This window comes from Pelagibius sp. (assembly GCF_028289705.1).
Taxonomy (GTDB): Bacteria; Pseudomonadota; Alphaproteobacteria; order Kiloniellales; family Kiloniellaceae; genus Pelagibius.
Genome location: NZ_JANQOI010000174.1, coordinates 20376 through 31824 on the forward strand (window position 1 = coordinate 20376; position 11449 = coordinate 31824).

General features: G+C 67.2%; 14 protein-coding genes. 2 read left to right on the forward strand and 12 right to left on the reverse strand.

The annotated features are described in order from the left end of the window. Window positions 1–2: 2 nt before the first annotated feature. The 12 genes from Q0996_RS21580 to ccmA form a co-directional block, all read right to left on the reverse strand. On the reverse strand, window positions 3–698 hold the full coding sequence (locus Q0996_RS21580; RefSeq protein ID WP_299624842.1) for an ABC transporter permease: 696 nt from the start codon (window positions 696–698) through the stop codon (window positions 3–5). A gap of 113 nt (window positions 699–811) precedes the next feature. After that, window positions 812–1591, reverse strand: coding sequence for an ABC transporter substrate-binding protein (locus tag Q0996_RS21585; RefSeq protein ID WP_299624845.1), 780 nt, complete (start codon window positions 1589–1591; stop codon window positions 812–814). 58 nt (window positions 1592–1649) lie between these two features. Beyond that, a complete protein-coding gene (locus Q0996_RS21590) occupies window positions 1650–2408 on the reverse strand; it encodes an ABC transporter ATP-binding protein (protein WP_367575680.1) in 759 nt (252 codons plus the stop codon). 176 nt (window positions 2409–2584) lie between these two features. Continuing rightward, the gene (gene ccmI, locus Q0996_RS21595) at window positions 2585–3778 is read right to left on the reverse strand and encodes a c-type cytochrome biogenesis protein CcmI (RefSeq protein ID WP_299624851.1); all 1194 of its coding nucleotides are present in this window, start codon (window positions 3776–3778) and stop codon (window positions 2585–2587) included. Beyond that, on the reverse strand, window positions 3775–4284 hold the full coding sequence (locus tag Q0996_RS21600) for a cytochrome c-type biogenesis protein (protein ID WP_299624854.1): 510 nt from the start codon (window positions 4282–4284) through the stop codon (window positions 3775–3777). The genes ccmI and Q0996_RS21600 overlap by 4 nt, the downstream gene beginning before the upstream one ends. Further along, window positions 4281–4823, reverse strand: a complete 543-nt coding sequence (locus tag Q0996_RS21605) for a DsbE family thiol:disulfide interchange protein (RefSeq protein WP_299624857.1) — start codon at window positions 4821–4823, stop codon at window positions 4281–4283. The genes Q0996_RS21600 and Q0996_RS21605 overlap by 4 nt, the downstream gene beginning before the upstream one ends. 21 nt (window positions 4824–4844) lie before the next feature. Continuing rightward, window positions 4845–6836: a heme lyase CcmF/NrfE family subunit gene (locus tag Q0996_RS21610; protein ID WP_299624860.1), complete on the reverse strand. Its 1992-nt coding sequence runs from the start codon at window positions 6834–6836 to the stop codon at window positions 4845–4847. Continuing rightward, complete coding sequence (ccmE, locus tag Q0996_RS21615) at window positions 6833–7285, reverse strand: cytochrome c maturation protein CcmE (protein ID WP_299624881.1); 453 nt, start codon at window positions 7283–7285, stop codon at window positions 6833–6835. The genes Q0996_RS21610 and ccmE overlap by 4 nt, the downstream gene beginning before the upstream one ends. Before the next feature lie 2 nt (window positions 7286–7287). Next, window positions 7288–7506 (reverse strand): heme exporter protein CcmD, encoded by a 219-nt coding sequence (gene ccmD / locus Q0996_RS21620; RefSeq protein WP_299624863.1) that lies wholly within the window; start codon window positions 7504–7506, stop codon window positions 7288–7290. A 180-nt stretch (window positions 7507–7686) separates the two neighbouring features. Continuing rightward, window positions 7687–8409, reverse strand: a complete 723-nt coding sequence (locus Q0996_RS21625; RefSeq protein ID WP_299624866.1) for a heme ABC transporter permease — start codon at window positions 8407–8409, stop codon at window positions 7687–7689. Window positions 8410–8497: 88 nt separating this feature from the next. Then, on the reverse strand, window positions 8498–9163 hold the full coding sequence (gene ccmB / locus Q0996_RS21630; RefSeq protein ID WP_299624869.1) for a heme exporter protein CcmB: 666 nt from the start codon (window positions 9161–9163) through the stop codon (window positions 8498–8500). Continuing rightward, entirely contained in the window at window positions 9160–9816 is a 657-nt protein-coding gene (ccmA, locus tag Q0996_RS21635) for a heme ABC exporter ATP-binding protein CcmA (RefSeq protein ID WP_299624872.1), read from the reverse strand. Before ccmA ends, ccmB begins: the two co-directional genes overlap by 4 nt. Before the next feature lie 227 nt (window positions 9817–10043). On the opposite strand from ccmA, the gene Q0996_RS21640 reads away from it, so the two are divergent. Together Q0996_RS21640 and Q0996_RS21645 are read left to right on the forward strand one after the other, a co-directional pair. After that, window positions 10044–10859, forward strand: coding sequence for a response regulator (locus tag Q0996_RS21640; protein ID WP_299624875.1), 816 nt, complete (start codon window positions 10044–10046; stop codon window positions 10857–10859). Then, window positions 10856–11449 (forward strand): HAMP domain-containing sensor histidine kinase (locus tag Q0996_RS21645; protein ID WP_299624878.1); only part of this gene is annotated, 594 nt, incomplete at its 3' end. The genes Q0996_RS21640 and Q0996_RS21645, both read left to right, overlap by 4 nt.

The window sequence follows — 11449 nt, forward strand, 5'->3', positions numbered from 1 at the left end:
GGTCAGGCCCGCCTAACCCCGGCGCTGTAGCGCCGGTTCAGCCAGTTCAGGAACCAGATGGACACGGTGGTGAACGCCAGAAAGGCGACGGCGACAAAGAGATAAAAGATGAAGGGCTCTCGCGTGCTGCCGCCGGCCTGTCCGGCCCTCAGGACGACGTCATGCAAACCGATGATGGAGACCAAAGCCGTGGTCTTCATCAGCACCAGCCAGTTGTTGCCGAGGCCCGGCAAGGCATGGCGCATCATCTGCGGAACCAGAATGCGCAAAAAGACCTGCCCCTTCGTCATGCCGTAGGCGTGGCCCGCCTCGAGCAGTCCGACCGGCACGGCCATGATCGCGCCGCGGAAGGTCTCCCCCATGTAGGCGCCGAAGATGAACCCGATGGTCAGCGTGCCGGCAGTGAAGGCGTCGACGTCGATGTAGTCCCACTCGAAGTAGGCGCCGATGTTGTTGATCTGGATCTGGCCGCCGAAGAAGATCAGCAGCATCAGGACGAGATCCGGGACTCCGCGGATCACCGTCGTATAGGTGGTGGCGGCACCGCGCCCGATCCTGGACTTGGAAAGCTTCATCGTGGCCGCAATGAGCCCCAGGACCAAGGCGATGGCCAGGGAGACAAAGGCAACGGTCACCGTGACCACGGCACCCTCGAGCAGCGAGGGCATGTACCTGATCAGTTCGCCGTAGCCTTCCATCAATCCGCTCGCCTACCCTTTGTTGCCGTAACCGATGACCGGAGGGAAAAACGGCAAGCGCCACCGCCATGGATCGGGCGGTGGCGCTCTCCGGTCACATCGCTACAGCCGCCTTAGCTGCCGTAGACGTTGAAGTTAAAGTACTTGTCCTGAATCGACTTGTAGACGCCGTTGGCGCGGATCGCATCGATGGCGGCATTCAGCATCTGCTGCAGCTCGTCCTCGCCCTTGCGGATGGCGATGCCAGCGCCCTGGCCGAAGTACTGCGGATCGGTGAAGTCGGGGCCGACGAACTCGAAGTCCTTGCCGCTGTCGGTCTTCAGGAAACCGTCATCGAGCGCCACAGAATCCGCCAGCAGCAGGTCGACCCGCCCGGCGCCCATATCGAGATAGGCCTCGTCCTGGGAACCGTAGCGCTTGACCTCCACCTCGTCGCCGTAGACCTCGGTGACGAAGTTGTCGTGAATGGTGGCGCGCTGCACGCCGACGGTCTTGCCCTTCAGGCCTTCCTTGGTGATCTCGATGCCCGAGCCCTTCTTGCGTACGAACTTGGCCGGCGTCTGGTAGTACTTGTTGGTGAAGTCGACCTTCTTCTTGCGCTCCTCGGTGATCGACATCGAGGCGATGATGGCGTCGTACTTGCGCGCCAGCAGGGCCGGGATGATGCCGTCCCAGTCCTGGGTGACCAGTTGGCACTCCACCTTCATCTGCTCGCAGAGTGCATTGGCGATGTCGATGTCGAAGCCGACCAGCTTGCCGTCGGCGGTGACGGACGAGAACGGGGGGTAGGCGCCCTCGACGCCGATACGGACCTTCTTCCAGTCCTTGGCGTCGGCCTGCGCGGCCCCCAGTGCCAGGGCGGTGGCAAAGACCGCGGAGATGAGCTTTTTCACAACGTGCCTCCATTAGACATTTTTCGATTGAGATGTTCCGGATGAACGAAGGACGCCGTCATTTGAGGTTTCCTTCGAGAAACTGGCGAAAGCGCTCCGAGCGCGGATTGTTGAAGACCTCCCGCGGCGGCCCGGCTTCCTCGATGCGCCCCTGATGCAAGAAGATGGTCTCGGTCGAGACCTCGCGGGCAAAGCCCATCTCGTGGGTGACGACGATCATGGTGCGGCCTTCCTCGGCCAGGCTGCGCATGACCCGCAGCACCTCGCCCACCAGTTCGGGATCGAGCGCAGAAGTCGGCTCGTCGAACAGCATCACCGAGGGGTCCATGGCGAGCGCGCGGGCGATGGCGACGCGCTGCTGCTGGCCGCCGGAAAGATGGGCGGGGTAGTAGTCCTTGCGCTCGTAGAGACCGACGCGCTGCAGGATCTCCTCGCCGTAAGCCACCGCCTCGGCGCGCGGGCGCTTCAGGACATGCAGCGGCGCCTCGATGACGTTCTGCAGCACGGTCATATGGGACCAGAGGTTGAAACTTTGGAACACCATGGCGAGGCGGGAGCGAATGCGCCGGATCTGTTCCGGATCCTGGGCCACCAGGCCCTCACCGCGCTTGCCGGGGACCAGGCCGAGTTCTTCCCCGCCCACCGTGATGCGCCCCGCATTGGGCGTCTCAAGCAGATTGATACAGCGTAGGAAGGTGCTTTTGCCGGAGCCGCTGGAGCCCAGCATGGCGATCACGTCGCCTTCATGGGCAGTCAGGGAGACGCCCTTCAGAACCTCCAAATCGCCGAACGACTTGTGGATATCCTCCGCCACCAATGCCGCCGGGGAGGCGGCGGGCGCAGCGCCTGGATCCGCCAATGCCACCCTGTTCTAGCTCCCCGTCCCTTGCGCCTCTTCCGTGACGCTTTGATTTCGACGGTACGGCAGGCGGGTGGTGCCTGCCAAGCAAAACCTTCCGCGACATACGGCTTTCCCGGGAGGCGCTGCTCCGCTCAGGGCAAGGCCGATCGCAGGGCCTCCAGGCGCTGCTGCAGTGCGGCGCGCTGCGGTGCGTCGGCGGGGAGGCCTTCGATCAGCGGTGCCGCCCGCTCCAGGGCGCCCCTGGCCGCTTCCCGCTCGCCCAAGACCGCGTAGGAGCGGGCCAGACGCAGCCAGCCGTCGGGATCATCCGGCTGCTCTTCGAGGCGGGCGGCCAAACCCTCCACCATGGAGCGAATGAAGGCCATCTGTTCGTCCGGCGGCAAAGCCTGCATGGACTCGATGTCGGCGGCGCTGGGCCCGCGCGGCGGCGCCCCGGAGCCTTCGCCTTGCGGTTGAGGGGTTGCGGGAGCGGTTTCGCCCAGGCTCGCCGCGGCATTGGCGATCTGCCGTTCCACCACCGCCAGCCAGGGGGCGTCCGGCGGAGCATCCGCCGCCAGGCTGCGCCAGACCGCCAATCCCTCGGCCAGGCGTCCGTCCTGGGCCATGGCCAGCCCGGCATAGTAGCGCGCCCGCGGATTGCCGGGATCGGCCTCGATCGCCTGGGCAAAGGCCAGGCGCGCATCGCGGCCGACCTGCCCGCCGGCGGCGGCCACCAGCACCTCGCCCAGGGAGGCCAGCACCTCGGGGCCGCCACGCCCCAGGCCGACGATGCGGCGATAGGCGTCTGCGGCATCGCCATAGCGGCCCATGCGTTCATAGACCCGGGCCAGAACCAGCCAGCCCTCGGCATCATGCGGATCGCCGGCGAGGCGGCTTTCGAGCTGGGCCACCAGCATGGCCGCTTCCCGGCCGCTGCCGTCGTGGCGATCGGCGAAGGGCAGCCCCGGCAGGCCCGGCGACCCCAGGGTGGCGTAAAGCCCCAGGCCGGCCAGCGGCATCAGCACCACGACCAGGGCGATGCCGATGCGCCGAACGGCCTTTGCGCCCTTGGCGACGGGCGCCGCAGACTGCGCCGCCTCGTCCGAGGCAGCGGCGGTGTCGCTCTGCAGCAGCCGGCGTTCGATCTCGAGTTGCGCGGCCTCCACCTCGGCCTCGTCCAGAAGGCCGCGCTGACGGTCCTGCTGAAGCTCACGCAGTTGGTCGCGGTAGACCGCCTGATCGAAAGCGGCGCGGCCAACGGCCTGATCCTGCCGGCGCACCAGCGGCAGCAGAAGCACGGCGACGACGCAGGCCGTCAGGGCGCCGGCAAGCAGCCAGAAGATCATCGCCGTTCCTTGGGCTCCGCGGGCGCGGTCGGCTGATTGTTCTGGGCGGCATCGGGATCGTCCAGCAGCCGGGCCAGGCGCGCCTCTTCCTCGGCGCTCAACGACGCGGCACCGGTGGCCGCGGCGCGCTGCCGGCGGAAAAAGAAGAAGACCGCGGCCAGGCCGAACAGCAGCACGATGCCCGGGCCGAACCACAGCAGGTAGGTGCCCGGCTTCACCGGCGGGCGCAGCAACACGAAGTCGCCGTAGCGCGCGACCAAGTAGTCCAGCACCTGCTGGTCGCTGTCACCGGCCACCAGGCGTTCGCGCACCAGCAGGCGCACCTCCCGCGCAATATCCGCATTGGAGGAGTCGATCGACTCGTTCTGGCAGACGACGCAGCGGATCTCCTTGGACAGCTCCCGCGCGCGCTGCTCCAGCACCGGATCCGGCAGAATCTCGTCCGGCTCCAGCGCCACTGCTGGCATGCCGATCAGCAAAGCCAGGACCACCGCGAGCGCCCTCATGGCCGCAATGCCCGCAGCATCGGCTCCACTTCCTTCTCGATCAGATCGCCCACCAGGGGGCCGCGGTGGTGATAGCGGATGCGTCCCTCGCCATCGAGGATGAAGGTCTCGGGCACGCCGGAGACACCCCACTCCACCGCGCCGCGCCCGCTGTCGGCGCCGATCCGGCGGTAGGGATTGCCCAGTTCCTCCAGCCAGGCTACGGCGGCCTCGGGCTTGTCGCGGTGATTGATGCCGTAGAGCGGCACGCCGCTGCGCTCGGCCAGTTCCGTCAGATAGGGGTGCTCTGCCCGGCAGGGCACGCACCAGGAAGCGAAGAAGTTCACCATCACCACCTCGCCCTGGGCCAGATCGGCGCTGGCGAGGCCGGGCTGGGGGAGGCCCGGGACCGGGGGCAGGTCGAATTCCGGGGTCGGGCGGTCGATCATCGCCGAGGGCAGGGCCTGGGGATCGCGGTCCGGCGACAGGCCCCAGAGGAAGTAGCCGGCCAGAACCGCAAAGATCAGCAGGGGCAGCAGGAAGAAGAGCCGCTGGGTCATCGCGTTCGATCCGCCATAATCTCAGGCCGGGATCGGCTCTTGGGCCGCGTCCGGCCTTGCCTTGGCCCGCTTGGGGGCGCCGATACGCAGACGCCGGTCGCTCAGGGAAACCAGGCCGCCGAGGACCATGACCAGACAGCCGAGCCAGATCCAGGGCACCAGGGGTTCGTGAAAGATCCTGACGGTCCAGCCGCCGCGGCCGTCGGAATCACCGATCACCGCATAGAGATCGGAAACCCCGGTGGTGTGGATGGCGGCTTCAGTGGTCGGCATGTTCTGCACGGGATAGAGCCGCTTCTCCGGGGTCAGCACGGCCACCGGGCGGCCCTCACGGGTCACGGTGAAGCGGGCGCGGTCGGCCAGGTAGTTCGGCCCCTCGATCTGCTCGACCCCGTCGAAGCGGTAGTCGTAGCCCGCGACCTGCATGCTTTCACCGGGGCGCAGGTTGCGCACTTCCTCCAGGTTCCAGACCGAGGCGCCGATCATGCCGGCAACCGCGATGGCCATGCCGGCATGGGCCAGGGTCATGCCGTGGGCGGCCCGCGGCAGGGAGCGGGCGCGGCGCCAGGAGTCGCTCAAGGGCGCGCGGAACAGCTTGATGCGCCCGCCCCACTCCACAAGGCTGGCGACGAACAGCCAGGCCGCCAAGCCCATGGCGGCGGCGGGCAGGACGGGCCAGCCCTCGCGCAGATAGAGGGTGAGGCCGGCGGCAGCCAGCGCGCCGAGGGCGGCCAGCTTCAGGCGGGCGAAGACGCCGGCCAGGTCAGCCCGCTTCCAGGGCATCAGCGGCCCCAGGGCCATGAAAAAGATCAGCGGCACCATCAGCGGCACGAAGGTGGCGTTGAAGAAGGGCGGCCCGACGGAGACCTTGCTGCCGTCGACGGCCTCCAGGAACAGGGGATAGAGCGTGCCCAGCAGCACCGTGGCGCAGGCCGCGGCCAGGAAGAGGTTGTTGATCACCATGCCGCCCTCGCGGCTGATCGGCGCGAAGAGGCCGCCGGGCTTCAGCACCGGCGCGCGCAGCGCGAAGAGCAGCAGCGATCCGCCGATGGTGATGAGCAGCAGGATCAGGATGAACAGGCCGCGCTCGGGATCGGTGGCAAAGGCATGCACCGAGGTTAGGAGGCCGGAGCGCACGATGAAGGTCCCGATCAGGGAGAGCGAGAAGGTGAGGATCGCCAGCAGCACGGTCCAGACCTTCAGGGCATCGCGCTTTTCCACCACGATGGCCGAATGTAAGAGCGCCGTGCCCAAGAGCCAGGGCATGAAGGAGACGTTTTCCACCGGGTCCCAGAACCACCAGCCGCCCCAGCCCAGTTCGTAGTAGGCCCACCAGGAGCCGAGGGCGATGCCGCCGGTCAGGAAGACCCAGGCCAGCAGCGTCCAGGGCCTCACCCAGCGCGCCCAGGCGGCGTCCAGCTTGCCTTCGATCAGGGCGGCGATGGCAAAGGAAAAGGCCATGGAGAAGCCGACGTAGCCGGCATAGAGCATGGGCGGGTGAAAGGCGAGCCCCGGGTCCTGCAGCAGCGGGTTGAGGTCGCGGCCGTCGGCGGGTGCCGGGAACACTCGAAGGAAGGGATTGGAGGTCAGCAGCGTGAACAGCAGAAAGCCGATGCCGATCCAGGCCTGCACGCCGAGCACCCGCGCGCGCAGGGAGGGCGGCAGGTTGGCACCGAACAGCGCAACCATGGAGCCGAAGAGGGCGAGGATCAGAATCCACAGCAGCATGGAGCCCTCGTGGTTGCCCCAGACGCCGGTCACCTTGTAGAGCATCGGCTTGGCGGAGTGGGAGTTCTCCGCCACGTTGATCACGGTAAAGTCGGAGACGACGTAGAGATAGGTCAGCGCAGCGAACGCCAACGCCACCAGGACGAGCTGCAGGACCGCCGCCGGGCGGGCCAGCGCCATCCAGGCCGCATCGCCGCGGGCCGCACCGATCATCGGCAGGCTGCCCTGCACCAGCGCCGTGAGCAGCGCCAGGATCAGGGCGAAGTGGCCCAGCTCGGCGATCATTGGGAGAGTTCCTCCCCGTGGCGCCAGTTCCCGGAGGCCTTCAGCGCGTCCACCACCTCGCGGGGCATGTAGTTCTCGTCGTGCTTAGCCAGCACCTCGCGGGCGGCAAAGGTGCCGTCGGCGCGCATGTTGCCCAGGGTGATGACGCCCTGGCCCTCGCGGAACAGGTCGGGAAGGATGCCGACATAGGTGACCGAAACCGACTCGGTGAGATCGGTGACCCGGAAGTTGACGGTGAGACCATCGGCCGAGCGTTCCACCGAGCCCTCCTCCACCAGTCCGCCGAGGCGGATGCCGCGCTCCGGCGCCGGGGGTTCGGCGATCAGGTCCTTGGGACTGCGGAAGTGGTCGAGGTTCTCATCCAGGGCGGTCAGGACCAGGGCCGTCGCACCGCCGAAGACCAGCAGGGCAGCCAGCACGATGTAGAGGCGGCGGCGTTTGCGGGTCAGGCTCATGATGTCGCTTCCTCCTGGCGCGGCGGCGCCTCCTCGCGGCGTGGACGGCGGCTCGCTCCTTGGGCCTCCAGGTCTGCAAGGCGGCGCTGGCGGGCCCGCAACTGGCGCAGCGTCGTCACCAGCAGGCCGAGCATCACCAGCAGAGTCAGCCCGAGCGCCGGCCAGACGAAGGCGGCGTAACCACCCATCTGAAAGAAATCCGCGATCTCCCTCATCCTTTCTGCCGGGGCGCCTTGTGGACGGAGGCCTAGGCCGCCCCTGGCCCCCTGTCATCGTTGTTTGACAAATCTAGGGGCTCCGCCCCAGGCCGTCAGTTACATTTGCGTGTGTGCGACCGAAATACGCAGCGGTCGCGGCGTTGCACAGATCCGGCCGGCGCGCTCGCCCGCCTCCCGCTAGCTTGCCTTCAACCTTGCCAGATCCAACGCCCGCAGCCTTGCGGCGATGAGCTCGCTTTTCATCCTCAGTAGGACCAGAGTCACAAAGTACAGCTTGAAGCCCAGGGCCGTGATGAGCAAGGGCCACAGCATGGAGCTATGGATGGTCGGCCCGTCCAGGCGCAGCACCGAGGCGGGCTGGTGGAGGGTCGCCCACCAGTCCACCGAGAACTTGATGATCGGCACGTTGATGACCCCGACGAGGGCCAGGACCGCGGCGGCGCGATAGCCGCGCTGCTGGTCCTCGAAGGCGTGCATCAGGGCCATGTGGCCGAGGTAGAGGAAAAACAGGATCAGCATGGAGGTGAGGCGCCCGTCCCACTCCCACCATGTCCCCCACATGGGCCGCCCCCAGAGGGAGCCGGTGACAAGCGTCAGAAAGGCAAAGCCGGCGCCGATGGGCGACGAGGCCTTGGCCGCCACGTCCGCCAGGGGGTGGCGCCAGATCAGCGCCGCCGCGCTGGCCACGGCCATCGCCACATAGATGAACAGCGCCATCCAGGCCGAGGGTACGTGGACATACATGATCCGCACGGTCTCGCCCTGCTGGTAGTCGGCCGGCGCCACGAAGAGCGCGAGGTAGAAGCCGATGCCCAGCGCCGCCACGGCGCCGAAACCCGCAAACGGCAGGACGCGGTCGGCGATGCGCGTGAAGCGGGCCGGATTGGCGAAGCGGTGCATGTCCCTGTTCCTAGTGTTTCCTCATAGTTAGTGCCTTGACGAAGATCATTCCAGCCTGCAGGACCCACCGCACGCCCTCTTCCGGGGCCTACTCCAGAGCCTGACGCAGGGCCGCGGCGGCGGCCAGGGGCGTGACCAGCAGCATCACCAGCAGCAGGGCGCCCAGAAACAGCAGGTTGGGCCGTGCCGAGAGGTCGGCCAGGGCGGCCTCGGTAGCGCCGACCCCGAAGATCAGCGCCGGCACATAAAGCGGCAGAACCAGCAGCGGGATCAGCACGCCGCCGCGCCGCGCGCCCAGGGTCAGCGCCGCACCGACCGCCCCGATGAGACTCAAGACCGGCGTGCCCAGCAGCATCGCCAGGAGGAGAACGCCGAGGCCGGTGAGATCCATGTTGAACAACACGGCCAGCAGCGGCGCCGCGGCGATCAGCGGCAGCCCGGTGGTGAGCCAGTGGGCGGCCACCTTGCCGAGGATTGCCAGTTCCAGCGGCAGTGGCGACAGCAGGAGCTGTTCCAGGCTGCCGTCCTCGTAGTCCGCCAGGAACAGCCGCTCCAGGGAAAGCAGCACCGCCAGCAGGGCCACCACCCAGATCACCCCCGGCGCGATGAGCCGCAGCAGATTGGGCTCCGGCCCGATGCCGAAGGGAAACAGCGCGGCGGTGAGGACGAAGAACAGCACCGCCAGCCAGGCATCGGCGCTTTGCCGCAGCGCGAGGCGCAGGTCGCGCCCGACGATGACCGCAAGGCCCTTCACCACACCAGTTCCGGTAGCGGCGGCGGCGCCAGGGCATCGAGGGACAGGGGTTCGGCATCCGGCAGATCCAGCGCGGTGTGGGTCGCCACCACCACCCGGCCGCCTTTGGCACGATGGGCCGCGATGGCCTCTGCCAGCTTGCCGACGGAGGCATGGTCGAGGCCGACCGAGGGCTCGTCCAGCAGCCAGAGCTCCGCCGGGCTCGCCAGCAGCCGCGAGAGGGCAAGGCGGCGGCGCTGGCCCGCCGAGAGCAGGCGGCCCGGCAGGTCCGCCAGTCCGCCCAGGGCAAAGTGGTCCAGGGCCGCCCCGACATCCGCGGTCCGGCCCCGCAGCGATGCCCAGAACCGCAGGTTCTCTGCGGCGCTCAGCACCGGCTTCACCGCGTCCAGGTGGCCGAGGTAGTGGAGCCTCGCGGCGTGGCCCTCAGGGTCCTCCGTGATCGACCGTCCGGCCCAGAGGATCTCTCCGGCCGCCGGGCGCAGCAGGCCCGCCATGAGGCGCAGCAGGCTCGACTTGCCGGTACCGTTGGCCCCGGTCAGCAGCAGCGCCCCGCCTGACGGCAGGCTGTAGGACAGCCCGGCGAAGACGTCCCGGCCGCCGCGCCGGCAGAGCAGGTCGCGCCCCTCGAATTGAGCCTTGGCGGATTGAGTCATGCGTTGAGGTCGAACGCTAGGAGAGGCGGCGCTTGGCGCTGGGATCGGGTGTCACGAGGGCGGTATAGCAGATCGCCGCCAGCCCAGGCCAGGACATCGGCCAAAAGGCCCAACCAACGGGCGATAAGCGGCTTTGTGACAACGGAATATTAACGCTGTTCATCCATGGTCAAGACGCCCTGATTCGCGCCATTCAAGCCGACTTTGCCGAGGCCATTCCATTGTCCGTGAGACCGATTATCCTGGCCGAAGACAACGACAGGCTTCGCCGCCTCTATTCCGACATGCTGGAGTCGGCCGGTTTCAAGGTGATGCACGCCAGCGATGGCGAAAAGGCCATCAGCTTGCTGCACAAGGTTGTCCATCCACAGCTCATCATCCTGGACGTCATGATGCCGCGCCTGGACGGCATCGAGACCTGCGCGCGGATCCGCAAGATGCAGGGGCTGCGGCCCTGCCCGATCCTCTTCCTGACGGCTCTGGACAACCCGGAGACCATTCTCGAATGCCTCAGTGCCGGCGGCGACGACTACCTGGTGAAAACGGCGCCGCTGACCGAAGTGATCGAACGGGTTCAGTACTGGTCGCGCAAGGGGACCATCGAAGAGGGCGCGGAACGCCGCAAGAAGGCCATCAGGGAACTGGAGGCCATCCAATCTGGGACCAGTGACTTCTCTTCCGCCAAGGTCGCCGAGGACGTCTCCAACGATCAGGCCATCCTCGACCAAATCGCCGACTTCATCAAAAACACCGACGGTGCCTTCACCGAAAAGGAGCAGTCGTTCTACCGCTTCGGCTATCTGGTGGGCCTGGTGAACGCCTGCATCAAGAACCTCAACCGAAGCGACGCACGGTTCAACCGCCTGGTACGCAATCTGGTCTACAAGACCGGTTTCGTCGACCGTAAGGAAATCGAGGCGTTGCTCGACAACTACGAGCGCATCGTCAACCAGAGCCAGTTCCAAGCCGGCTGGAAGCACGGGCAGGACGTGGCGGCGGAGATCTCTGTCCCGACAGGAGATGCGGAGGCGGCCATCCCATGAGCGCGGTCAGCGCGGCGCTGGCAGAGCTCTGGCCGACCCTTGCAGTGATCGGCATCGGTTTGGTGGTCCTCCTGACCGCCGGCCAGTTCTATCTGACCCTGTGCCAGGGCCGCCAGCTCCGCAGCCGGGACGCCGCGGAGGGTCAAGACGGCAACGGCCAGGCGACCCTGGAAGCCCTGAAGAGCCAGCTCGACGAGGTCTCGGCAAGCCTGCGCGAGGCCCGCGACCGGGCCAAGGAAGCGGATCGGGCAAATCAGGCGAAATCTGCCTTCCTGGCCATGATGAGCCACGAGCTGCGCACGCCGCTCAGCGCCATCATCGGCTTTGCCGAGATGATCGAACAGCAGGCCATGGGCCCCATCGGCAACCTCAAGTACCGAGACTACGCCACCGATATCCGGCTTTCGGGCCAGCACCTGCTGGGCATCATCAACGACATCCTGGACCTCTCGAAGGTCGAGGCCGGCAAGGAAAGCCTGCAGGAATCCGAGATCGCACCCGACGAGGTGGCAACGGCGGTGCGGGTGTTGCTGGAGGGCCATGCGCGCGACGCCGAGGTGACCTTGAGCTTCGACTGCCCCGAGGACCTG

Excerpts from the sequence above, each read along its gene's own strand:
- Q0996_RS21580 (WP_299624842.1), bottom strand. The coding sequence starts at position 698 with ATGGAAGGCTACGGCGAACTGATCAGGTACATGCCCTCGCTGCTCGAG.
- ccmI (WP_299624851.1), bottom strand. The coding sequence starts at position 3,778 with ATGATCTTCTGGCTGCTTGCCGGCGCCCTGACGGCCTGCGTCGTCGCC.
- Q0996_RS21600 (WP_299624854.1), bottom strand. The coding sequence starts at position 4,284 with ATGAGGGCGCTCGCGGTGGTCCTGGCTTTGCTGATCGGCATGCCAGCA.
- Q0996_RS21605 (WP_299624857.1), bottom strand. The coding sequence starts at position 4,823 with ATGACCCAGCGGCTCTTCTTCCTGCTGCCCCTGCTGATCTTTGCGGTT.
- Q0996_RS21610 (WP_299624860.1), bottom strand. The coding sequence starts at position 6,836 with ATGATCGCCGAGCTGGGCCACTTCGCCCTGATCCTGGCGCTGCTCACG.
- ccmD (WP_299624863.1), bottom strand. The coding sequence starts at position 7,506 with ATGAGGGAGATCGCGGATTTCTTTCAGATGGGTGGTTACGCCGCCTTC.
- Q0996_RS21625 (WP_299624866.1), bottom strand. The coding sequence starts at position 8,409 with ATGCACCGCTTCGCCAATCCGGCCCGCTTCACGCGCATCGCCGACCGC.
- ccmA (WP_299624872.1), bottom strand. The coding sequence starts at position 9,816 with ATGACTCAATCCGCCAAGGCTCAATTCGAGGGGCGCGACCTGCTCTGC.